This window comes from Micromonospora sp. HM134 (genome assembly GCF_007833915.1).
Classification (GTDB): domain Bacteria; phylum Actinomycetota; class Actinomycetes; order Mycobacteriales; family Micromonosporaceae; genus Micromonospora; species Micromonospora wenchangensis.
In genome coordinates this window covers 1,717,680-1,740,896 of the sequence record NZ_CP041061.1, presented here as the reverse complement: position 1 = coordinate 1,740,896, position 23,217 = coordinate 1,717,680, and the positions used below count along the sequence as shown (strand labels likewise).

General features: G+C 75.4%; 18 protein-coding genes and 1 pseudogene. 5 read left to right on the top strand and 14 right to left on the bottom strand.

The window, feature by feature from the left end:
* Positions 1 to 15: 15 nt before the first annotated feature.
* The 7 genes from mnhG to FJK98_RS08025 form a co-directional block, all read right to left on the bottom strand.
* Positions 16 to 363 carry a monovalent cation/H(+) antiporter subunit G gene (mnhG, locus tag FJK98_RS08055; RefSeq protein ID WP_145922634.1) on the bottom strand — a complete coding sequence of 116 codons (348 nt, stop codon included), beginning with the start codon at positions 361 to 363 and terminating at the stop codon, positions 16 to 18.
* Between the two features lie 115 nt (positions 364 to 478).
* Positions 479 to 742 (bottom strand): monovalent cation/H+ antiporter complex subunit F, encoded by a 264-nt coding sequence (locus FJK98_RS08050; RefSeq protein ID WP_145918463.1) that lies wholly within the window; start codon positions 740 to 742, stop codon positions 479 to 481.
* Positions 739 to 1,326 (bottom strand): Na+/H+ antiporter subunit E, encoded by a 588-nt coding sequence (locus FJK98_RS08045; protein ID WP_145918462.1) that lies wholly within the window; start codon positions 1,324 to 1,326, stop codon positions 739 to 741. Before FJK98_RS08045 ends, FJK98_RS08050 begins: the two co-directional genes overlap by 4 nt.
* Positions 1,323 to 2,801, bottom strand: a complete 1,479-nt coding sequence (locus FJK98_RS08040) for a Na+/H+ antiporter subunit D (protein WP_240762686.1) — start codon at positions 2,799 to 2,801, stop codon at positions 1,323 to 1,325. The genes FJK98_RS08045 and FJK98_RS08040 overlap by 4 nt, the downstream gene beginning before the upstream one ends.
* A 24-nt stretch (positions 2,802 to 2,825) precedes the next feature.
* Positions 2,826 to 3,308, bottom strand: a complete 483-nt coding sequence (locus tag FJK98_RS08035) for a Na(+)/H(+) antiporter subunit C (RefSeq protein WP_145918460.1) — start codon at positions 3,306 to 3,308, stop codon at positions 2,826 to 2,828.
* Positions 3,305 to 6,139: a Na+/H+ antiporter subunit A gene (locus FJK98_RS08030; protein WP_145918459.1), complete on the bottom strand. Its 2,835-nt coding sequence runs from the start codon at positions 6,137 to 6,139 to the stop codon at positions 3,305 to 3,307. Before FJK98_RS08030 ends, FJK98_RS08035 begins: the two co-directional genes overlap by 4 nt.
* A gap of 107 nt (positions 6,140 to 6,246) precedes the next feature.
* Positions 6,247 to 6,624, bottom strand: coding sequence for a hypothetical protein (locus FJK98_RS08025; RefSeq protein WP_145918458.1), 378 nt, complete (start codon positions 6,622 to 6,624; stop codon positions 6,247 to 6,249).
* A gap of 227 nt (positions 6,625 to 6,851) precedes the next feature.
* On the opposite strand from FJK98_RS08025, the pseudogene FJK98_RS08020 reads away from it, so the two are divergent.
* Positions 6,852 to 11,435 (top strand): annotated as a pseudogene (locus tag FJK98_RS08020) (ATP-dependent helicase); the annotation flags it as partial.
* A gap of 61 nt (positions 11,436 to 11,496) precedes the next feature.
* Here FJK98_RS08020 and FJK98_RS08015 read toward each other — a convergent pair.
* Positions 11,497 to 12,015, bottom strand: coding sequence for a hypothetical protein (locus FJK98_RS08015; protein ID WP_145918456.1), 519 nt, complete (start codon positions 12,013 to 12,015; stop codon positions 11,497 to 11,499).
* Positions 12,016 to 12,142: 127 nt separating this feature from the next.
* Here FJK98_RS08015 and FJK98_RS08010 point away from each other — a divergent pair, with 127 nt between their 5' ends.
* Together FJK98_RS08010 and FJK98_RS08005 are read left to right on the top strand one after the other, a co-directional pair.
* Positions 12,143 to 12,937, top strand: a complete 795-nt coding sequence (locus tag FJK98_RS08010) for an S-adenosyl-l-methionine hydroxide adenosyltransferase family protein (protein WP_145918455.1) — start codon at positions 12,143 to 12,145, stop codon at positions 12,935 to 12,937.
* Positions 12,938 to 12,961: 24 nt separating this feature from the next.
* Positions 12,962 to 13,222 (top strand): CPCC family cysteine-rich protein, encoded by a 261-nt coding sequence (locus FJK98_RS08005; protein WP_307820989.1) that lies wholly within the window; start codon positions 12,962 to 12,964, stop codon positions 13,220 to 13,222.
* Positions 13,223 to 13,262: 40 nt separating this feature from the next.
* Here FJK98_RS08005 and FJK98_RS08000 read toward each other — a convergent pair whose 3' ends face one another.
* Positions 13,263 to 14,507 carry a hypothetical protein gene (locus FJK98_RS08000; RefSeq protein ID WP_240762682.1) on the bottom strand — a complete coding sequence of 415 codons (1,245 nt, stop codon included), beginning with the start codon at positions 14,505 to 14,507 and terminating at the stop codon, positions 13,263 to 13,265.
* Positions 14,508 to 14,652: 145 nt separating this feature from the next.
* Between FJK98_RS08000 and FJK98_RS07995 the strand changes: the two genes are divergently transcribed.
* Together FJK98_RS07995 and FJK98_RS07990 are read left to right on the top strand one after the other, a co-directional pair.
* Entirely contained in the window at positions 14,653 to 15,483 is an 831-nt protein-coding gene (locus tag FJK98_RS07995) for a zinc finger domain-containing protein (protein ID WP_145918453.1), read from the top strand.
* Positions 15,484 to 15,635: 152 nt separating this feature from the next.
* Positions 15,636 to 19,241 (top strand): hypothetical protein, encoded by a 3,606-nt coding sequence (locus tag FJK98_RS07990; protein WP_145918452.1) that lies wholly within the window; start codon positions 15,636 to 15,638, stop codon positions 19,239 to 19,241.
* 46 nt (positions 19,242 to 19,287) lie between these two features.
* Here FJK98_RS07990 and FJK98_RS07985 read toward each other — a convergent pair whose 3' ends face one another.
* From FJK98_RS07985 to FJK98_RS07965, 5 genes are all read right to left on the bottom strand, one after another.
* Positions 19,288 to 20,076: a hypothetical protein gene (locus FJK98_RS07985; protein WP_145918451.1), complete on the bottom strand. Its 789-nt coding sequence runs from the start codon at positions 20,074 to 20,076 to the stop codon at positions 19,288 to 19,290.
* Positions 20,077 to 20,098: 22 nt separating this feature from the next.
* On the bottom strand, positions 20,099 to 20,971 hold the full coding sequence (locus FJK98_RS07980; protein WP_145918450.1) for a PspA/IM30 family protein: 873 nt from the start codon (positions 20,969 to 20,971) through the stop codon (positions 20,099 to 20,101).
* Positions 20,972 to 21,159: 188 nt separating this feature from the next.
* On the bottom strand, positions 21,160 to 21,603 hold the full coding sequence (locus FJK98_RS07975) for a helix-turn-helix domain-containing protein (RefSeq protein ID WP_145918449.1): 444 nt from the start codon (positions 21,601 to 21,603) through the stop codon (positions 21,160 to 21,162).
* A gap of 166 nt (positions 21,604 to 21,769) precedes the next feature.
* Positions 21,770 to 22,345: a CinA family protein gene (locus FJK98_RS07970; protein ID WP_145918448.1), complete on the bottom strand. Its 576-nt coding sequence runs from the start codon at positions 22,343 to 22,345 to the stop codon at positions 21,770 to 21,772.
* 166 nt (positions 22,346 to 22,511) lie between these two features.
* A complete protein-coding gene (locus FJK98_RS07965; protein ID WP_240762680.1) occupies positions 22,512 to 23,177 on the bottom strand; it encodes a response regulator transcription factor in 666 nt (221 codons plus the stop codon).
* Between the last annotated feature and the right edge of the window lie 40 nt (positions 23,178 to 23,217).

Here is a 23,217-nt window from a genome sequence, read left to right as displayed (position 1 = left end):
TTCCTGCTCGTCCCGCTATTCACCGGTCCGGGGCGGGTCCTCGGCAAGTTCGTCGACGTCGAGCAGGCTGCGGTCGACCCGGCCGGACCGGTAGGCGGCCCGGCCGATCATCTGGGCGGCCACCGGGGCGGTGGCCAGCTGGAAGACCCCGACCAGCATGATCATGCCCAGGTCGGCGGCGGTACGCAGCCGCAGCGCCAGCCCCAGCAGCAACAGCAGCACCCCGAGCACCTGGGGTTTGGTGGCGGCGTGCATCCGGTCCAGCACGTCCGGGAAGCGCAGCACGCCGATCCCGGCGGCGAGGCTGAGCAGCGCCCCGCAGACCAGGGCGACGGCGGCCAGCCAGTCGATCACCGTACCCACGCTCACGCCCGCCCTCCCCCGGCCGGAACCGACGCGACCCGGCCGTGACCCGGCACCCGGCCGTGACCCGGCATGGGGTCCCGGCCCGGCACCCGGTGGTGGCCTGCGGGCGGGGTCACGATTCCTCCCGGGCGGCGAAGCGGACCAGGGCGACCGAGCCGACGAAGCCGAGCAGGGAGAGCACCACCAGCACCGGCAGCGTGGTGGCGTGCCGGTTCACCGCCGCCTCCGCGCCGACCGCGCCGAGCATGGTGGCGAGCAGCAGGTCGGCGGCGATGACCCGGTCCAGCAGCGACGGGCCACGGTAGATCCGGGCCAGCGCCAGCAGGGCGGTGGTCGACAGCAGCACGGTCAGGACGACTGCGAGGACGACGGTCACGGTGCCTCCGTGGGTTCGGTGGTGAGCTGCCGCAGCTCGGCGGCGGAGCCGACGGCCCGCACGATCCGTTCCTCGACGGCGAGGATGCGGTCCCGGCTGCCGGTCAGGTCGGCCGGGGACCGCACGTCGAGCACGTGCACGTAGAGGACGCCGGCGTCCCGGTCGACCTCGACGATCAGGGTGCCCGGCACGAGGGAGAGCAGCTCGGCGGTGAGCGCCAGGTTCAGGTCGGTACGGACCCGCAGCCGCACCCCGATGATCGCGCCGCGCGGGCGGAAGCCGGGGCGTACGGCGATGGTGGCGACGTGGATGCTGGCGCTGACCAGCTCGACGACGAAGACCCCGGCGAGCCGGAGCAGCGCCCGGGGCCGCAGCCGACCGCCGAAGGAGACCGGCGGGAGCGGGAAGAACAGCAGCACCGCCCCGCCGACCAGCAGGCCGGCGAGCAGGTTGGCCGGGGAGAAGTGCCCCCAGAGCAGGTTCCAGACCACGACCAGCCAGCCGAGGGCGATGAGCTGGTCCCGGCGGCGGCCGGTACGCGGCGGCGACCCGCCGGTACGCCCGGCGGGCGACGGGCCGGTCACGACGGGCCGCCGGGCAGCACGGCCCGCACGTACGGGGTACGCAGCCGCAGGTCGACGGCGGCGTCGGCGGTGACCTGGAACAGCGGGCCGGCGGCGACGGTGAGCGCCAGCCCCAGCACCACCAGGGCGGCGGTGGCCCCGATCATCAGCGCGGGCAGCCGGGGCACCGGGTCGGCGGTGGCGAGCCGCGGGGCCCGCCAGAACGCGATGTTCCACACCCGGGAGGCGGCGTAGAGGGTGAGCAGGCTGGTCAGCGTGCCGGCGACGACCAGCACCCAGGGCAGCGCGCCGCCGTGCGCCACCCCGGCCTGGAGCAGGCCGACCTTGCCGAGGAAACCGGAGAACGGGGGGATGCCGGCCAGGTTCATCGCGGGGACGAAGTAGAGCACCGCCAGCAGCGGGGCGATCCGGGCCAGCCCGCCGAGCCGGCGCAGGTCGGTGCTGCCGGCCCGCTCCTCGACCAGGCCGGCGACCAGGAACAGGGTGGTCTGGATGGTGATGTGGTGCACCACGTAGAAGATCGCGCCGGAGAGCGCGGCGGTGGTGCCCAACGCCACCCCGAAGATCATGTAGCCGATGTGGCTGACCAGGGTGAACGAGAAGAGCCGCTTCATGTCCGACTGGGCGACCGCGCCGAGCACGCCGACCACCATGGTCAGTCCGGCCGCCACCATCAGCAGGGTGGACGCCTCGCCGCCGGGGAAGAGCAGCGTCTCGGTCCGGATGATCGCGTAGACGCCGACCTTGGTGAGCAGGCCGGCGAAGACGGCGGTGACCGGCGCCGGGGCGGTCGGGTAGCTGTCCGGCAGCCAGGCGGACAGCGGGAAGAGCGCCGCCTTGATGCCGAAGGCGAGCAGCAGCATCAGCTGCAACGCCAGCCGTACACCGCCGGGCAGGGCGTCGAGCCGGCCGGCGAGCTGCGCGAGGTTGAGGGTGCCGGTGGCCGCGTACACCAGTCCCACGGCGGCCAGGAAGATCATCGAGGAGAGGATGCTGACCACCACGTACGTCGAACCGGTGCGGATGCGGGCCTCGGTGCCGCCCAGGGTGATCAGCACGAAGCTCGCCGCGAGCAGGATCTCGAACCCGACGAAGAGGTTGAACAGGTCACCGGCGAGGAACGCGTTGCAGATTCCGGCGGTCAGCACCAGGTAGGTGGGGTGGTAGATGCTCACCGGTGCGGATTCGCTGGTCTCGGCGCGGCCCTGGCCGATGGAGTAGAACAGCACGCAGAGCGTGACCGCCGACGAGACCACCAGCATCAACGCGGCGAGCTGGTCGGCGACCAGCACGATGCCGACCGGCGCCGGCCAGCCCCCCGCCTCGGTCACCACCGGCCCGTCCCGGTAGGCCCGTACCAGCAGCAGCACCGCGACCACCAGGTTGGTGGTGAGCGCGAGCACGCTGACGGCGCGCTGCAACCGGGGCCGGCTGACCAGGATCAGGGTGAGGGCGGCCCCGAGCAGCGGCACCACCACCGGCAGCGGGCACGAGGCGGTTCACCGGGTGCCGCCCGGTCGGTGGGGCCGGCGCTGCGGCGGTTCCGGGTCCACCTGTTCGGGGTCGTCGCCGGGCCCCTCACCACCGAGGTCGGCGTTGGCCACCTCGTTGCGCGCGGCGAGCGCGACGATCTGCTGGTCCTCCACGTCGTCCTGGACCTCGTCGTCGCCGCCGAGATACCAGCTCCGGTACGCCACGGCGGCGAGGAACGCGGTCAGCCCGAAGGTGATCACGATGGCGGTGAGCACCATCGCCTGCGGCAGCGCGTCGCTCGTCTCGTCGTCCGGGCCGGCGCCCACCACCGGCGCCCCACCGGAGCGGCCACCGAGCAGGATGAGCAGGTTCACCCCGTTGCCGAGCAGGATGACGCCGAGCAGGATGCGGGTGAGGCTGCGTTCCAGCAGCAGGGTCACCCCGGTGGCGGTGAGCACGCCCACGGCGATCACCAGCACCAGCGTCGGGCCCGCCCCGCCGTCCCTCACCGCCGGTCCCCCTCGTGGTCGACGACGAGCCCCCGGTCGGACTTGCCGGCCGCCTCGATGTGCCTGTCGATCTCGGCGCCGAGGCTGCGCAGGATGTCCAGCATCAGCCCCACCACGATCAGGTAGACGCCGATGTCGAAGAAGAGCGAGGTGACCAGGTACGGCCCGCCGAGGCCGGGCAGCGGCAGGTCGACCCGGGTGCTCTCCAGCACGGTGCCGGTGGTCAGCAGGGAGACCACACCCCCGCCGACGGAGATCGCCAGGCCGGCGCCGAGCACCGTGCCCGCCCCGACCGGAGCCGCCTCGGCCAGTTCGTACCGGCCGCCGGCGAGGTAGCGCACGGCCAGCGCCAGGCTCGCCACCAGGCCACCGGAGAAGCCGCCGCCGGGTGCGTTGTGGCCGGAGAAGAGCAGGAACAGCGAGAACAGCACGATCGTGTGGAACAGCAGCCGGGTCACCACCTCGAAGACGATGGACCGGCGGCGCGCGTGCAGGGTGGCCCCGCCCCGCAGCCAGACCGGCCGGTCGCCGTGGCCGGGTGCGGCGGGTTCCACCCGACGGGGTCGCGGCCCGGTGCGGGACCGCTCGAAGATCAGGCTGGCCACCCCGGTGGCGGCCACCACCAGCACCGAGATCTCGCCCATGGTGTCCCAGGCCCGGATGTCCACCAGGGTCACGTTGACCACGTTGCGGCCGTGCCCCTCGGCGACGGCGAGCGCCGGGAAGGCGGTGGAGATGGACACCGCGGTCCGGGCCCCGGAGGCGATCAGCGCCAGCCCGGCCAGCACCACGCCCACGGCGACGCCGAGCGCCCGGCGGGCCCACCGGCTGCGGCGCAGCGGCCGGGCCGAGAACCGCTCCGGCAGCCGGCGCAGCACCAGCACGAACACGGCGATGGTGGCGGTCTCCACCAGGAACTGGGTCAACGCCAGGTCGGGCGCCCCGTAGAGCACGAACAGCATCGCGGTGCCGTAGCCGGTCACCCCGACCAGCAGCATCGCGGTCAGCCGCCGTCGGGCGCTGACCGCGAAGACCGCCGCGACCCCGATGACCAGCCCCACCACCAGTTGCAGCGGGCTGTCCCAGACCGCGATCCGGGTCTGCCACGGGTCGGTGCTGAGCAGGGCCGCGCCCGGCACCAGCACCAGGGCCAGCAGGACGGTGCCCAGGTACAGCGGCAGCGAGCCGCGCTGGGTGGCCCCGGTGACCTCGATGGCGAGCCGGTCGAAGCGGTGGGTGACGAACTCGTACCCCTGGTTGCCGGTGAACGGCAGCTTCCAGCGGGCCAGCGCCGGGGCGAGCGGGCCGCGTACCGCGTGCAGCGCGGCCCCGCCGGCCAGCGCCAGCGCGGACAGGCCGAGGGCGGGGGTCGGGCCGTGCCAGAGGGCGAGCGTGTCGTGCGGCGGGCCGAAGAGTTCCGCGTACGGGCCGAGCAGGCCGTTCAGTGCGGCGGCGGCCGGGCCGGCGACCAGCCCGGCGACCGCGAGCAGGGCGGGTGGGGCGAGCATCGGCAGCGGGACCGGTTCCGGTGCGGTCGCGGCGGTGCCGGGGCGGGTGGCGAAGGCGCCCCAGAGGAAGCGGATGCTGTAGGCGACGGTGAGCACGGTGCCCAGGACCAGCCCGGCGAGCACCACCGGGCGGGTGGCCAGGGCGGCGAAGACCGCCTCCTTGGCGACGAAGCCGAGCAGCGGCGGCACGCCCGCCATCGAGGCGGCGGCGAGCGTGGCGACCACCGCCAGCGCCGGGGCCCGACGGCCGAGGCCGGAGAGCTCCCGCAGGTCGCGGGTGCCGACGTCGTGGTCGATGATGCCGACGACGAGGAACAGGGCCGCCTTGAACAGGGCGTGGGCGAGCAGCATCGCCACCCCGGCGAGCGCGGCGTCCGCGCTGCCCGTGCCGATCGTCACGGTCAGCAGGCCGAGCTGGCTGACCGTGCCGTAGGCCAGCAGCAGTTTCAGGTCGCACTGGCGCAGCGCCGCCCAGCCGCCGACGAGCATGGTGACCAGGCCGAGGGTGAGCAGCACCGGCCGCCACGGGCCGGTGCCGGCGAGCACCGGGGCGAGCAGGCCGATCAGGTAGACGCCGGCCTTGACCATCGCCGCCGCGTGCAGGTAGGCGCTGACCGGGGTGGGCGCTGCCATCGCCACCGGCAGCCAGCCGTTGAACGGCACGATCGCCGATTTGGCCAGCGCGCCGGTCAGGATCAGCAGCACCGCCGCGACCAGCGTCGCGCCGCCGGGCAGTGGCGCGGCGGCGATCTCCGACCAGCGGTAGGTGCCGGCGTGCCCGCCGAGGATCAGGAAGCCGAGCAGCATGGCCAGCCCGCCGAGGGTGGTGACGGTGAGCGCCTGGGCCGCCGCCCAGCGGCTGGAGCGGCGCTCGGTGCTGTGCCCGATGAGCAGGTAGGAGAAGACTGTGGTGAGTTCCCAGAAGACGTAGAGCAGCAGCAGGTCGTCGGAGAGGACCAGGCCGAGCATGGCCCCGGCGAAGGCGACGAGCACCGCGACGAACCGGGGCAGGCCCGCCGCGCCGGGGGCGAAGTAGCGGCCGCAGTAGACCAGGACGAGCGCGCCGACCCCGCCGACCAGGAGGGTCATCAGCCAGGACAGCGTCGTCATCCGCAGCGCCACGTCGAGGCCCAGCTGGCCGATCCAGTGGTACGTCTCGACGACCGCGCCGCCGTCGCGGACCGCCGGGGTGCGGGTCAGGGCCCAGCCGAGGGCGGCGGCGGGCACCAGCGCGAGCGGGTAGCAGGCGCGCGGGCCCCACCAGCGGACCAGCAGCGGCGCGAGGAGCGCCGCCGCCAGGTGGAGGAGCAGCAGTACGAGCACGCGTCCTCCCCGTCGAACTGGCGGCGCGCGCCGGGCGAGTTGTCCGGCCAGCACCGATCACACGCCAGTTCCGCCCGCTATGGGGCGTTTTCTCCGAAATCGTCCGGTCAACCGGACGGGGCGTCACCGCCGGGGAGCGCGGACGTCAGGGCACGTCGGGGCTCGACGAGCAGGTCGGGGCGGCCGAGCTGGAGGGCGACCTTGTCGACCACCCGCTGGGCGACGGCGAGCGAACGCACCGGCAGCATCGCGCCGCGACTCTCCCGCCGGAGCACGAAATAGTGCACGGCGACCCGCACCTGACCACGGTCGGCGGCGCTGGACTGGGCGGTGGAGACGACCAGTTCCCGCAGGCTGTCGGCGAGACGCTCGGCGAGCGCCAGCTCGGGGCCGCGCAGACTGGTCCGCAGGGCGGTGAGGTGACCTTCGACCTTGCGGATGAGCACGTCGGTGCCGGGCGTCGGGCCACGCTCCTCGACGAACATCCGATTCCTTTCACCTGGTGCGGCGTTCCGGGAGAAGTTACTTTATGTTGTGGGTCGCAAGCAAGCAGTTAAGTAATACTTAAACCGCAAAACGTACAATCAGCGTGCAATTTTCTCTTAGCCGGGCAGAACATCAGCGGTTCCGGCGGAATGTCACACCGCCGGGGCAGGATGGGGGCGTGACGGGGCGGGAGGGCGCAACGGGCGGGGCGGCGGTCCCGGCCGGGTTCGGTCCGGCCACCCGGGAGTGGTTCACCGCCGCCTTCGCCGCTCCCACCGCCGCCCAGACCGGCGCCTGGCGCTCGATCGCCGCCGGCCGCAACGCCCTGGTGGTCGCGCCCACCGGCTCGGGCAAGACGCTCGCGGCGTTCCTCTGGTCGCTCGACCGGCTGGCCGACGCCCCACCCCCGGCCGACGCCCGGCACCGCTGCCGGGTGCTCTACGTCAGCCCGCTCAAGGCACTGGCGGTCGACGTCGAACGCAACCTCCGCGCCCCGCTCGCCGGCATCCGGCAGGCGGCCACCCGGCTCGGCGTGGCACCGCCCGACATCACCGTCGGCATGCGTACCGGCGACACCCCCGCCGACGAGCGGCGGGCCTTCGCCCGCACCCCGCCGGACATCCTCATCACCACCCCCGAATCGTTGTTCCTGCTGCTCACCTCCGCCGCCCGGGAATCGCTGCGCGGTGTCGAGACGGTCATCGTCGACGAGGTGCACGCCGTCGCCGGCACCAAGCGCGGCGCCCACCTGGCGCTCTCCCTGGAACGCCTCGACGGGCTGCTGGCCCGGCCCGCCCAGCGGATCGGCCTGTCCGCCACCGTCCGGCCGATCGACGCCTGCGCCCGCTTCCTCGGCGGCGCCCGCCCGGTCGACGTGGTCCAGCCGGCCACCCCCAAGACGATCGAGGTGAGCGTCCAGGTCCCGGTGGAGGACATGACCCGGCTCGACGAGACCGAGCAGCCGCCTGAGGACGACCTGGGCGGCCCCGGCCCGCGCCGGGCGTCCATCTGGCCGGCCGTCGAGGAACGGGTCTTCGCGCTGATCCGGGCACACCGCTCGACCATCGTGTTCACCAACTCGCGGCGCAGCGCCGAGCGGCTCTGCGCCCGGCTCAACGAGCTGGCCACCGAGGAACGGGAAGCCGCCACCGGCCCGCCGGCCGACCCGGACGGCGACCCGGGTGGGGCGCGACGGTGGGGCGGCCCGGTGGGGCCGCTGCGCACGCCCCGCCCGCCGGCCGAGGCGATGGCCCAGTCGGGCACGGCGGCCGGCGCGGAGGCGGTGATCGCCCGCGCCCACCACGGCAGCGTCTCCCGGGAGGAACGCAAGCAGATCGAGGAGGCGCTCAAGTCCGGCCGGCTGCCCGCCGTGGTGGCCACCTCCAGCCTGGAGCTGGGCATCGACATGGGCGCGGTCGACCTGGTGGTGCAGATCGAGGCCCCACCGAGCGTCGCGGCCGGCCTGCAACGGGTCGGCCGGGCCGGGCACCAGGTGGGCGCGGTGTCCCGGGGCGTGGTCTTCCCCAAGCACCGGGGCGACCTGCTCTCCTGCACGGTGGTCGCCGAGCGGATGGCGGCCGGCGCGATCGAGGAGCTGCACTACCCGCGCAACCCGCTCGACGTGCTCGCCCAGCAGATCGTCGCCATGGTCGCCCTCGAACCCTGGTCGGTCGGCGACCTGGCGGTGCTGGTCCGCCGGGCCGCGCCCTTCGCCGAGCTGCCCGACTCGGCGCTGCACGCGGTGCTCGACATGCTCTCCGGCCGCTACCCGTCGACCGCCTTCGCCGAGCTGCGGCCCCGGCTGGTCTGGGACCGGGCCACCGACCTGCTCACCGGCCGCCCGGGTGCCCAGCGCCTCGCCGTCACCAGTGGCGGCACCATCCCCGACCGGGGCCTGTTCGGGGTGTTCCTGGCCGGGGCGGAACGCGCCGCCCGGGTCGGCGAGCTGGACGAGGAGATGGTCTACGAGTCACGGGTCGGTGACGTCTTCCTGCTCGGCTCCTCGTCCTGGCGGATCGAGGAGATCACCCCCGACCGGGTGCTGGTCTCCCCCGCGCCCGGCCAGGCGGCCCGGATGCCGTTCTGGAAGGGCGACCAGTTGGGCCGGCCGGTCGAGCTGGGCCGGGCCATCGGCAGCCGGGTCCGGGCGTTGCTGCGCCAGGACGACGACACCGCCCGCGCCGCGTTGCGTGCCGGTGGCCTGGACGACTGGGCGGCCGACAATCTGATGGCCTACCTGCGGGAACAGCAGGCCGCCACCCGCTCGCTGCCCGACGACCGCACGGTGCTGGTCGAGCGGTTCCGCGACGAGCTGGGCGACTGGCGGCTCGCCGTGCACAGCGTGCTCGGCGCCCGGGTCAACGGCCCGTGGGCGCTGGCCATCGGCCGCCGGCTGGCCGAACGCTACGGGGTGGACGCCCAGGTGATGCCGTCCGACGACGGGATCGTGGTGCGGCTGCCGGACACCGCCGACGAGCCGCCCGGCGCGGAGGTGGTGGTCTTCGCCCCCGACGAGATCGCCCAGCTGGTCGAGGATTCGGTGGGCACCTCCGCGCTGTTCGCCGCCCGGTTCCGCGAGTGCGCCGCCCGGTCGCTGCTGCTGCCCCGGCGGGACCCGCGCCGCCGGCAACCGCTGTGGCAGCAACGCCAACGCGCCGCCCAGCTCCTCGACGTGGCCCGCGAGTACGCCGACTTCCCGGTCACCCTGGAGGCCGCCCGGGAGTGCCTCCAGGACGTCTTCGACCAGCCCGCCCTGGCCGAGCTGATGCGCGACCTGGCCAGCCGGAAGGTCCGCCTGGTCGAGGTGGAGAGCGAACGCCCCTCGCCGTTCGCCCGGTCGCTGCTGTTCGGCTACGTCGGCGCGTTCCTCTACGAGGGGGACGCCCCGCTGGCCGAGCGGCGGGCCGCCGCGCTGGCGCTGGACTCGGCGCTGCTCGGTGAGCTGCTCGGCCGGGTCGACCTGCGCGAGCTGCTCGACCCGGCGGTGCTCGCCGAGACCGGTCGGCAGTTGCGTTGGCGCACCGACCAGCGCCGCCCCCGCGACGCCGAGGACGTGGTCGAGCTGCTCCGGGTCGTCGGCGACCTGACCGGGGCGGAGCTGGCCGAGCGGGGCGTACCGGAGGGCTGGCTGACCGAGCTGGCGGCGGCCCGCCGGGTGCTGCGGGTCCGGATCGCCGGCGAGGACCGCTGGGTGGGCATCGAGGACGCCGCCCGGCTGCGTGACGCGCTCGGGGTGGCGCTGCCCGTGGGGGTGGCCGAGGCGTACCTGACGCCGGTGGCCGATCCGCTCGGCGACCTGGTCGCCCGGTACGCCCGTACCCACGCGCCGTTCGCCGCCGCGACCTGCGCCGCCCGGTTCGGGCTCGGGGTGTTCGTGGTGGAGCAGGCGTTGCGGCGGCTCGCCGCGACCGGGCGGGTGGTCTCCGGCGAGTTCGTCCCGGACAGCGTCGGCACCCAGTGGTGCGACGCCGAGGTGCTGCGGCTGCTGCGCCGCCGGTCGCTCGCCGCGCTGCGCCGGGAGATCGAGCCGGTGCCGCCCCGGGTGCTGGCCGGTTTCCTGCCCCGCTGGCAGCAGATCGGCTCGTCGGCGCGCGGGGTGGAGGCGGTGGCCGCCGCCGTCGAGCAGTTGCAGGGCACGGCGGTGCCGGCGTCGGCGTGGGAGCGGCTGGTGCTGCCCGCCCGGGTCGCCGACTACTCCCCCGCCCAGCTCGACGAGCTGTGCGCCGGTGGGGAGGTGGTCTGGGCCGGCTCGGGGGCGATCTCCGGCGGCGACGGTTGGCTCACCCTGGCGTACGCGGACGTCGCGCCGCTGCTGCTCCCCCCGCCGGACGACGGCTTCGCCGGCACCCCGCTGCACGACGCCGTGCTGGACGCGCTCGCCGACGGTCAGGCGCTGTTCTTCCGTTCGCTGGCCGACCGGGTGGGCTCCACCGACGACGCCGCCCTGACCGCGGCGATCTGGGACCTGGTCTGGGCGGGGCGGCTCACCAACGACACCCTGGCCCCGCTGCGGGCGGCGCTCGGCGCGGGCGGGGCGCACCGGTCCCGCCCGGCCGCCCCCCGGACCCGGTACCGCCGTCCCGGTCGGGTGGCGCTGCCCGGCCGGGGCGGCCCGCCCACGGTGGCCGGGCGCTGGTCGCGGCTGCCGGAGCGGGACACCGACCCGACCCGGCGGGCCGCCGCCCTGGCCGACCTGCTGCTCGACCGGCACGGGGTGGTGACCCGGGGCGCGGTGGTGGCCGAGCAGGTGGTCGGGGGTTTCGCCGCCGTCTACCCGGTGCTGGCCGCGCTGGAGGAACGGGGCGCGGCCCGGCGCGGCTACTTCGTGGAGGGGCTGGGGGCAGCGCAGTTCGCGGTGCCCGGGGCGGTGGAGCGGTTGCGGGCGTTGGCCGAGCCGGCCGACCGGGGGCGCGGCGACGGGCCGACCACGGTGCTCGCCGCCACCGACCCGGCCAACCCGTACGGCGCGGCGCTGCCCTGGCCGGAACGGGCCGTCGACTCCGGTGACGGCACCGCCCCGGGCAGCGGGCACCGGGCCGGGCGCAAGGCCGGGGCGGTGGTGGTGCTGGTCGGCGGCGAGCTGGCCCTCTACGTCGAGCGGGGCGGCCGGACGATCCTCTCCTTCACCGACGACGCCGACGCGTTGGCCGCCGCCGGCAAGGCGCTCGCCGACGCGGTGCACTCCGGGGCGTTGGGGGCGATGTCGGTGGAACGCGCCGACGGTGAGGCGGTGCACTCCTCGCCGCTGCGCGACGCGCTCACCGCCGCCGGTTTCCGGGCCACCCCCCGGGGCCTACGGCTGCGCGGCTGACGGGCAGGGCAGCCCGTGCCTGCGCCGCCGACCGGGGCACCCCGGCCGGCGTCGGGCGGGGTCAGCCGAGCTTCGCCAGGACGTCGTTGTAGCGCTTCTGCTCGGCGGCGCTGGTCCGGGTGCCCAGGTAGTTGAGCACCACCGCACCGGCCCGGTACGCCTTGGCCCCCCACACGTCGGTCTGGTTGGTCGCGCTCGCCTCGTCGGGGAAGACGTACACGGCGACGGCGTCGGTGACGAGCAGTTGGGCACAGCCGACGCCCGTACCGTTGGGGCCGCAGTCCTTGGAGCGGTCACGCGGGTCCGGCACCGTGAGGCCGGCGGCCTTGAACGCGTCGACCACCTTGCGGGCGGCGGGGGCGCTGGTCTGCTTGGTCGGCAGCACGAACGGCGGGGTGGAGGGGCTCTCCCGGGGGGTGCTGCCCGGCTTCGCGGCCTTCGGCGCACCGTCGGCCGGGGGCGCCTCGCTGGTGGCCGGGGCCTTCGACCGGCCGTCGGCCCACGCCCCGCCGTCCCGCTCGTCGCCGGGGTCGTCGCCGCAACCGGCGAGGGCCAGCGTGAGCAGGGCGATGGTGGTCACGGGGAGGATACGGAGGCGTTTCGTCACCCCGGCAGTCTGCCGAACCCGGTGCGCGGGCGGCACCGGCCGGTCGGTCGATCGGGGTGTCCGGTCAGTGGTAGGACGGTCACCGCACTAGCCTGCCGGCATGACCCCGACCCCCTGGATCTCGCTGACCACCGACTACGGGCTCACCGACGGTTTCGTCGCCGTCTGCCACGGCGTGATCGGCCGGATCGCCCCGGCCGCGCGGGTGATCGACGTGACCCACCTGGTGCCGGCGGGGGACGTCAGGCGCGGCGCGGCGGTGCTCGCCCAGGCGGTGCCGCACCTGCCGTACGGGGTGCACGTGGCGGTGGTGGACCCGGGGGTGGGCACCGCCCGGCGGGGGGTGGCGCTGGTGACACCGGGCGGGCTGCTGGTCGGGCCGGACAACGGGTTGCTGCCGGCGGCGGCACAGGCGTTGGGCGGGGTCACCGCGGCGGTCGAGCTGACCGCGCCGGGCTGGGTGGCGGCGGAGGTGTCGGGCACCTTCCACGGCCGGGACGTGTTCGCCCCGGTGGCGGCCCGGCTGGCGCTCGGCGACCCGCCGGCCGACGCGGGCCCGCCTGTCGATCCGGCCGGCCTGGTGACCCTGCCCGCGCCGGTGCTGCGCCGGGAGGCGGACGGGTTCACCGCCGAGGTGCTCACCGTGGACCACTTCGGCAACGTGCAGCTCGCCGCCGGGGCCGACCTGCTGGCGGCGTTGCCCGGCACGGTGCGGGTCGCCGGCCATCCGGCGGTGCGGGGCGTGACGTTCGGGGACGTGCCGCCCGGTGACCTGGTCGTGCTCGTCGACTCGGCCGGCCGGGTGGCGGTGGCCAGCAACGGCGGCCGGGCGGTGGACCTGCTCGGGGTCGCCCCGGGTGCCACGGTGACGGTGCGGGGACGGCCCGGAGGGTGAGCTGCGCTCCCTGTCGGGCGTCCGGTGTGGAATGCTGCTGCGGTGGGTGAAGTGTGGGTTCCGGTGGGCTGTCCCTGTTGTGCGTCCCGGACGGGTGGGGGCACCTGTCCGGTCTGTTTCTGGACCGATGACGGCCAGGGCGACGCCGATGCCGACGTGGTGCGGGGCGGTCCCAACGGTGACCTGAGCCTCACCCATGCCCGGCTGAACTTCGCCGTGTACGGTGCCAGCCACCCCCGCTACCAGGACATGGTCCGCCCGCCCCGCCCGGACGAGCGGCCCTGAGCCGGCCCGCCCCCGGCCCGGCGGGGTCGGGGGCGGCCGGTCAGCAGCGGGACACGGTGCCGCCGTACACCGTGGACACGTACGCGTGGCTGACGTACTGGCCGCCGGCCAGCCGGTTCCACCGGTTGGTGGTCCGGTACGTCCCGGCGACCGTCTGCCCGGTGACGTAGCACTGGATGGGCACGTTGGCGTGTGTGGCGGCGAGCCCCCGCACCGGGTACGAGGTGCCGGGGCCGGTGCGGATGTTGAGCGGCCCGGAGCCGATCACGCCGCGCGGGCCGCTGCCGGTCCACAGGTACGCCACGTCGACCCAGGCGTTGTCGGTGAGCAGCAGGCCGTCCCAGAAGGTGCCGTCGGCGAGGTCGATGCCGGCCGGGTTCAGCACGGTACGCCCGAACTGGTCCTTGCCGCCGTTGTAGCCGTACTGGTAGGCGGCCTGGGCCTCGGGGCGCCCCTGCGGCAGGTTCTTCCAGTTCTCCCGGACGGCGGCGGGGTTCCAGTAGTCGTCCCGGGTGTTCCACGGGCCGACGTCCCAGACGGGTGCGTACTCGCAGCGGCTGCCGCTGGTGGTGCAGACCCGCACGGTGTAGTCCCCGGTGTCGATCGGGGACAGTCCGCGTCGGGACGGCAGGGCGACGAAGTGGTCCCGGGGTTGGATGGTGCGCCCGTTGGCGGTCACCCCGCCGACCTCGCCCTCCCGGGTGGCGAACACCCGGTAGCTGCGGACGGCGGTGGGGGCCGGGGTCGCGGCGGCGGTGGTGTCGGCGGTGAGCTGCACCGCGCGTACCGATGCGGCGGCGTGCGCGTCGCGGGTGGTGAGCAGCACCCGGGCCTGGACCCGGGTGACCGGGCGGTCGAAGAGGGCCGGTCCGCCGCCGGCCTCCCGCCACTCGGTCCAGCCGGTGGCCAGCCAGCCGCGCACCTGGACGCCGACGGCGGCACCGGTGGCCGCCTCGGCGGTGAGGTCGGCGCGGACCCGGTTGGCCGGGCCGGCGAGGCTGCGCGCGGGGGCGAGCAGCACCCCCTCGGCGACCGGTACGCCCAGGGCGGCGGGCCGGTTCCGCCGGGTCGGGTGGGGGTCGGCGAGGCGCAGCCGGCCGGCGCCGAAGCGGACGTTGACGTCGTCGCCGCCGGCCACGGCGAGGTCGACGGTCCAGCTCTCCCCGGCGGTCGGGGTGCCGCGCGTGCCGGCCGGGGACTGGTCGGCGGCGTGGCCTGCGGTACGGGGGGCGGCGGTGGCGGCGGTCGGGACGAGAACTCCGGTCAGGGTCAGCAGACCGACCAACAGCCACGATGGGGGACGACAAGGGACAAAAGCCATAATCTTCTCCTCAAGACCTCCCTATAGTGCATTTTTTCGTAGATCGACAGGAAGCACGCTACAAATAGCGATACACGCGAATTCTGTTCGGACGAGGGAGAATGCTGGGGTGCCCGAGGGAGACACCGTCTGGAACACCGCCCGCGTCCTGCACCGCGCGCTCGCCGGAGCCCGGCTGACCGGCAGCGACCTCCGGGTGCCCGCGCTGGCCACCACCGACCTGACCGGCTGGACGGTGGCGGAGTCGGCCAGCCGGGGCAAGCACCTGCTGCTACGGCTGACCGCGCCGGCCCCGGTGGCGTCGACCACCGCCTGGACCCTCCACTCCCACCTGCGGATGGACGGCGTGTGGCGGGCGTACGCCCCGGGGGAACGCTGGACGGCCCGGCCGGCCCACCTGATCCGGGCGGTGCTGCGCGGCGCGGAGGCGGTGGCGGTCGGCTACCACCTGCACGAACTGGCCCTGCTGCCCACCGCCGAGGAGGAGCGCCTGCTCGGGCACCTCGGCCCCGACCTGCTCGGCGCGGACTGGGACCCGGCGGAGGCGGTCCGCCGGCTGGCCGCCGCACCCGGGGTGACCATCGGCGAGGCGCTGCTCGACCAACGCAACCTGGCCGGGGTGGGCAACCTCTACAAGTGCGAGCTGCTGTTCCTGCGCGGGCTCTCCCCGTGGACGCCGGTCGGCGCGGTGCCCGACCTGCCCGGCACGGTGGCGCTGGCCCAGCGGCTGCTGGCCGCCAACCGGGGCCGGTGGACCCAGAGCACCACCGGTTCGCTGCGCCGGGGCCAGACCAGTTACGTCTACGGGCGGCGGGCCCAGCCGTGCCGCCGCTGCGGCACCGCCATCGCCAAGGAGGACCTGGGCGAACGGGTCACCTACTGGTGCCCGACCTGCCAGCCAACGCCACCACCGACCGACCCGGCGACACCTCCCGCCTGACGGGACAACCCGCAGACACGGACGAATGGGTAATTCCTATCCGGCCGCCGACGTCGCATGCTGCGGTGGAGTGCTCACCGTTCGTGACCATCGGACGCGACCGCCCACCACGCCGGGGTGGGGGCGGCGGGTCCCCGTGCCCGGGGAGAGCCATGACCCTGTTCCGCAGACTGCGACCGCACTGGACGACCCGGGTCGTCCGCCTCCACCGGCCCGACCGGCCCACCGTGCCGGCCGCCCGCACCGGCGAACCCGATCCCGCCCCGGCGACCCTCGACCCGGCCGCCGTGCCACGCTGCTTCGGCCCGGTGCCCAACTTCGCCGGCAGCCCGCTGCCGGTACGCGACCCGCAGGGCCGGGTGGTCACCGGCACCGGCCTGCGCAAGTTCGTCGACGCGCTGCCGCTGCCCGGCCCGGCGGGCCGCACCGAACTGGGCGGGTACCTGCCGGTCGCCACCCCGGACACGGTGACCTGGCCGGGCTGTGACTACTACGAGATCGGGCTGGCCGAGTACACCCAGCGGCTGCACCGGGACCTGCCCACCACCCGGCTGCGCGGCTACCGCCAGCTCAACCTGGGCACCGACCCGCACGGCCACAACACCGTCGCCCCACCGGAACGGCCCTACCACCTCGGGCCGCTGATCATGGCTCGGCGGGGCCGGCCGGTCCGGATCAAGTTCATCAACCAGCTCCCCACCGGCCCGGCCGGGGACCTCTTCCTGCCGGTCGACACCAGCCTCGCGGGAGCCGGGGCGGGGCCGCTGGAGGGGCCGGCGCCCTACCCGCAGAACCGGGCCGTGCCGCACCTGTCCGGCGCGCACACCGGGTGGATCAGCGCCGGCAACCCGTGGCAGTGGGTGACCCCGGCCGGGGAGATCACTCCGTACCCGACCGGGCCGGGCCTGACCCACGTGCCGGACATGCCGCCACCCGGGGCGGGGGCCACCACGCTCTACTACCCGAACGCGCAGAGCGGCCGGCTGATGTGCCTGCACGACAACACCCTCGGCCTGTCCCGGCTGACCGTCCTGTCCGGTCAGTTCGCCCTCTACCTGCTCACCGACCCGGTCGAGGAGGAGCTGACCGCCGACGGGGTGCTCCCCGCCGACCAGGTCCCCCTGGTGATCCAGGACCGGACCTTCGTCCCCGACGACGCCCAACTCGCCGCCGAGGACCCCACCTGGGACCGGGACCGCTGGGGCGCCCGGGGCAACCTGTGGCACCCGCACGTCTACCAGCCCCGGCAGGACCCGTACCGGGACTGCGGGCGCAACCCCACCGGCCGCTGGGACTACGGCCCGTGGCTGCCCGGCGTGGACGGGCAGGACGGGCCCCGGGTCGGCCCGGTGGACAACCCGCACCACGATCCGGTGGCCACGCCGCACGAGCCCCCGCAGACCCCCGGGGTGCCGCACCCCAGCGCCGTGCCCGAGGCGTACGGGGACACCATGCTGGTCAACGGGGTCGCCTACCCGTACCTGCGGGTGCGGCCGACGGCGTACCGGTTCCGGATCGTCAACGGCTGCGCCGACCGGTCGGTCAACCTCCAGCTCTACCGGGCCCGCTCCGACGGGCCGATGTGGCAGGCCGACGGGAGCCTCGCCGACGCCGACGCCGGCGAGGTGCCGATGGTGGACGCGGTCCGCGCTCCCGGCCGGCCCGCCGACTGGCCCACCGACGGACGCGACGGCGGGGTGCCCGACCCGGCCGCCGGCGGCCCACCCATGATCCAGATCGGCAACGAGTGCGGGCTGCTCCCCGCCCCGGTGGTGCTGCCCAACCGGCCCGTCGGCTACCGCTACGACCGCCGCGACCCGACGGTGCTCAACGTGGACTCGGCCGCGCTGCTGCTCGCCCCCGGCGAACGGGCCGACGTGATCGTCGACTTCTCCACCCTGCCGCCCGGCGCGACGGTGCTGCTCTACAACGACTGTCCGGCCCCGCTGCCCGGCTTCGACCCCCGCTACGACCGGCACACCGCCGCCGGGGACCGCCGCGCCGACGGCGGCGGCCCCACCACCCTGCCCGGGTACGGCCCGAACACCCGTACCGTGCTCCAGTTCCGGGTGGCCGGCACCCCCGGCCGCCGGTACGACCTGGACCGGCTGGCCGAGCGGCTGCCCGCCGCGTACGCCGCCGCCCAGCGCCCGCCGGTGGTGCCGCACCCGGTGTACGACCGGGCGTTCGGCACCGCCACCGGGCGGGCGACGGTCGCCTCCGCGCAGGCCACCTCGCTCACCTTCACCCCGCCGGGCGGCACCACGCCGGTCACCCTGCCGATCCAGGTGAAGACCGTGGGCCCGGTCTTCGAGCCGGAGTACGGGCGGCGGGCCGGCCGGCTCGGCGTACCCCACCCGGGTGCCGGCCCGCTGGGGCCGGTGACCCTGCCGCTCGGCCCGACCGACCCGGCCACCGAGATCCTCATCGCCGCCGACCCGACGGTGGGGCCGGCCGACCCGGCCGACGGCATCCAACTGTGGCGGATCTGCGGGACCGGCCGGCAGACCCACCCGGTCCGCTTCGACGGCTGCGACGTGCAGGTGGTCAACCGGATCGGCGGGGACGGCACGGTCCGCGCCCCCGACGGCGGTGAGCGGGGCTGGAAGCAGACCGTCCGGGTCAACCCGGCCGAGGACGTGGTGGTGGCGCTGCGGCCCGAGGTGCCGCCGCTGCCGTTCAAGGTCGCCGACAGCCTGCGGTTGCTCGACCCGACCCGACCCGCCGGGGTACGCCTCGACGCCAGCCCGGTGAGCCCCTGCGACGGCCGACCGACGATCGTGGTCAACCAACAGGTCAACCTGGGCTGGGAGTTCCGCTGGTCCAGCGGCGCGGCGGGGCTGCGGGACCTGGGCATGAGCCGGCCGCTGGTGCTGCGGGTCTCGCCCCGCGCGCCGACCGGGCTGACCGCGACCCCGGTGCCCGGCTCGGCGACCGCGCTCCCGGCGATCGCGCTGGCCTGGACGGGCAACGGCAGCCGGCCGGCGGCCACCGGGCACCTGCTCCAGCGGGCCACCGACGCCGGTTTCACCACCGGGCTGACCACCATCACCGTGGCGGCGACCGCGACCCGCTACACCGACGCCAGCATCACCCCCGGCGTGACCTACCACTACCGCATCCGGGCCGAGAACGCGGCCGGCTGCTCGGCCTGGTCGAACAGCAGCCCGGCGTCGGTGCGCCTGCCCGCGCCGGGCGGGCTGGCCGCGACGGTGCCACCGGCGGCCCCGCTGCGGGTGGCGCTGCGCTGGGTCAACCGTTCCTTCGCCACCGGGCTCGACGTGCAGCGGGCCACCAACCCGACCTTCACCAGCGGTCCGGGCACCACCGCCGTGCCGGTGGCCGACCACCACCTCGATCCGGCGGTCGCCCCGGACACCACGTACTACTACCGGGTCCGGACCACCTACCTCGGTGCGGCGTCACCGTGGTCGACGGTGGCGACGGTGACCACCCCGCCGGTGCCCGAGCTGCCGACCGGGGTCGCCGCGACGGTGGGTGTCCCCGCGCCGGACACGGCGACGGTGTCGTTGAGCTGGGCGGCGAGCGTCCCGACCGGCCCGGGGGCCGGGTTCGTGGTGCAGCGTGCGGTGGACCCGGCGTTCGACCGGGAGGTGGCCAGCTTCACCGTCACCGGACGCAGCTTCACCAACACCGGCCTGGCCCGGGGGGTCACCTACCACTACCGGGTCCGCTCGTTCAACGTGGTGGGCAGCTCACCGTGGACCGGCCCGCTGCCGGTCCGTACGCCCGACTGAGGTCAAGCGGGCCGGCGGCGGCCGGGGCGGCCCGCCGCGCGGGCCCTCAGCGGGTGGGGGTGCGTTGGGGTTCGCCGACGGCACGCAGCTCGGCCAGCGCGGACGCGACGCCGTGCAGCAGGTCCGTCGCCTCCATCAGCCGGGCGGCGGACGGGTCCGCGACGACCTCCGGGTGGGCGTCCTCCGCGACGTAGCCGGCCGCGGCGGCGACCAGCCCCTCGTAGGCGGTCACCCCGGTGACCAGTTGGTCGAGCAGGGCACGGTGGGCCTCGGCGAGCCGGGGCCGGGCCTCGGGTGGGGCGAGCCGCAGGGCGCGCTCCACCCCGGCCGTCCGGTCGGCGAGGTCGCGCAGCGAACGGTCGGCGGCGGCGGCCTCCAGCACCGCCGGCTCGGCCAGGCCGGTGAGCCGGGGCGCGATACCGGCCAGGGTGAGCGCGGCCCGGTCCAGCCGGGCCCACGACTCGGCGGCGGAGGTGCCGCGCAGCGCGAACCGGGAGCGGAACCGGCGGGCCTCGGCCAGCACGCCGGGGCCGACCGGGAGGCGTTCGACGGCGGCGACCAGCCGGGCCCGGGAGCGGGCGGCGGCCTCGGCCGGGTCGAGGGCGGGTGGCACCGGGCGGGCCGCGAACGCCCGCAGGTCGATCCAGCGCCAGGCGGCCAGCGCGACGGCGCTGCCCGCGGCGCCGGCCCAGGCCGCGTCGGGCAGCCCCAGCCCGGCGTACGGGGTCAGCACCGCCGCCGCACCGGTGAGCCCACCGGCCAGGACGCTCCACCGGCGGGCGGAGCGCCGCAACCGGCCCAGTCGACGGAAGTGTCTCGTTCGCTCGTCGGCCACCCGTACCTCCTCGTGCCGGCGGTCAGCCGGCGGTGGTGTCCCCCACGCCGCGGTCGCGGCTCATGCTGGCCCGGATCTCGTCCAGCCGGGCGGCGGCGGCCGGGTCGGCCGTCGGGGCAGCCGGCTGGGCCTGCTGCTGCACCGACGGCTGCTCCTGCCGGCTGCCGAGCTGGTCGCCGGCCATGCTGGCCCGGATCTGCTCCAGCCGGGACGACCCGGCGCTGTCCAGCGTCGACTTCTGGATCTCCAGCATCCGCCCCTCGACGGAGTTGCCGGCCAGCTCGGCGCGGCCCATGGCGTTGGCGTAGCGGCGCTCGATGCGGTCCCGCACCTCGTCCAGCGAGGGGGTGTTGGTCGGTGCGGTCATCGACGACATCGACTCCAGCGACCGGGCCACGCTCTCCTGCATCTTGGCCTGTTCGAGCTGGCTGAGCAGCTTGGTGCGCTCGGCGAGCTTCTGCTGGAGGATCATCGAATTGTTCTCGACCGCGCGGCGGGCCTGCGCGGCGGCCCCGAGCGCCTGGTCGTGCAGGGTCTTGAGGTCCTCGGTGGCCTGCTCGGCGGAGACCAGCTGGGTGGCGAGCACCTGGGCGGACTGCTCGTAGCGGCCGGCCTCGACCTCGTCGCCCTTGGCGCGGGCCTGGTCGGCGAGGACCAGCGCCTGCCGGGCGTTACCCTGGAGCCGCTCGACCTCGGTCATCTGCCGGGAGAGCTTCATCTCCAGCTGCCGCTGGTTGCCGATCACCGCCGCCGCCTGCTGGACCAGCGCCTGGTGCTGACGCTGCGCGTCCTCGATGGCCTGCTGGATCTGCACCTTCGGATCGGCGTGCTCGTCGATCTTGGCACCGAACAGCGCCATCAGGTACTTCCAGCCCTTGACGAACGGGTTCGCCATCTCCGCGGTATCCCCTCAGTAGCGTCGCTGCGCCTCGGCCACAGCGGGGCCGGACGGGCCGCCCGACGCGCCCCCCATCGTCGCAGCCCGACGCCAGCAGGGCCGTTCGTGCCGTGGGGAGTGCTCCGGCGGCCTGCGATCAAGACTACGCGGCGTCGGCCAGCCCGGCCACGGGACGGACGGCGGGGTCAGGCGGCGCAGACCACGTCGCGGTCGCTCGGGCGGACCCGGGCACTGCGCAGGGTGGCCTTGAGTGGGGAGTCCTGGCGGACCGAGACGGCGACCGCACCGTCGGTGGTCACCTGGCGCACGCCCCGACCGGTGGCCTTGCGCACGCCGGCGGCGGGACCGGCGGCTGCCGGCTCGTCCTGCACCGGCATGAGCACGCCGGGCAACTGTTCGGCAAGCGCCACGGTGTCGCTCACCTCGCGCAGCAACTCGGACAGGCGGGCGCCGAGCGCATCGCAGATGGCGGCGAGCAGCTCGCTGGAGGGTTCCTTCTGGCCGCGTTCGATCTCGGACAGGTAACCGAGGCTCACGTTGGCGGCGGTGGAGACCTCGCGCAGGGTGCGGTGCTGACCCTGGCGGCGCGCCCGAAGTGCGTCACCGATCACCCGGCGTAGCAGGACCATCGCACCTCCCCCTGACGGGATTTCACGCTCCGGGCGGACGGCCGCCCGCGCCGGACGCGGTGGACCGCGCCGCCGCCGACGCCGTACGCCGGAGCCTTCCCGCAACCGTACCCGTTGGTCGGCCCGGCGACATCCCACCCCGCCTGTCGGATCTGGACAACGCCGGTCAGCGCCGACCCGCGCCGGCCGGCGGGACCCCCGCCGCCGGCCCGGGGCGCGGGCCCGGCCCGGGCTCCGGGAAGGCCCGGTGGATACGCGTCGCGAGCAGGCGTAACGCCTCGATCACCGCCGCCGCGCGGATGTGGTCCCGACCCCCGTCGAGGTCGAGCTGGCGGACCACCGGGCCGCCCGGCCCGGCCACCGCGACATAGACCAGACCGACCGGTCTGCCGTCCTGCGGCTCGGGACCGGCCACCCCGGTGGTGGCCAGCCCCCAGTCGGCGGCGCAGCGCCGCCGGCCCCCCTCGGCCAGGGCGATGGCCACGTCCGGATCGACCGGCCCGCGCTGGGCCAGCAGATCCTCGGGTACGTCGGCCAGCCGCGCCTTGAGTTCCGTGGCGTAGGTCACCAACCCGCCCCGGTACACGGCGCTCACCCCGGCGATCTCCACGATCGCGGCGGCCAGCAGCCCGCCGGTCAGGGACTCGACGGTGGCCAGGGTCTGCCGCCGCTCGTGCAGGCTGTGCACCACGCCCGCCGCCGGGCTGCCTGTGGGTCGTTCGTGCTGCGCATCGGTCCCCATGCCGTCCTCCTTCCCCGACGTCACCCTGCTACTCATACCGGCCCGACCGATCGCCGGGTCCGCTCCCGCCTAGCCGGTGAGGCGGCGCCCCGGGCGCGCACCGTCGTGCCCGCTCCCGCCTAGCCGGTGAGGCGGGCGTCCCGGACAGGCGTCGTCCGGGGCGGGGTCAGCCGGTGAGGCCGGCGTCCCGGGCGAGCAGGGCGGCCTGGACCCGGTCGGCGACCCCGAGCTTGGCGAAGACGGCCGAGAGCTGGTTGCGGACGGTCTTCTCGCTGAGCCCGAAGTGGCGGGCGATCCGGGCGTTGGTGTCGCCGCCGGCCAGCCGGCGCAGGATGTCCCGCTCGCGCGGGGTGAGCCGGTCGAACGGGGGCGGCAGCTCGACCGGCTGGCGACGCAGGCTGGTCAGCACCTGCGGGCCGACCCGGGGGCCGAGGACGAGCCCGCCGCCGGCCACCGTCCGCAGCGCGTCGACGATCACGTCCGGGTCGGTGTCCTTGAGCACGTAGCCCCGGGCGCCGGCCCGTAACGCCCGGCCGACCACGTCCTCGTCGTCGGTCATGGTCACCATCAGCACCCGGATCTCCGGCCGGCCCTGCACGATCCGCCGGGTCGCCTCCACGCCGTCGCCGTCCGGCAGCGCCACGTCCATCGCGACCACACCGACCGGTTCGGTCGACGCGATACCGATCGCCTCGGCGCAGGTGGCGGCCTCCAGCACGCCGTCGACCCAGGGCTCGCCCTCCAGCATGGTCCGCAGGCCCCGGCGGACCACCGGGTGGTCGTCCACGATCAGCACCCGGACCGCCCCGCCACGAGTCCCCTCGCCCGTCACTGTCCTCCCCCTCCCGCAGCGCCGTCCTCCACCCGCGCCG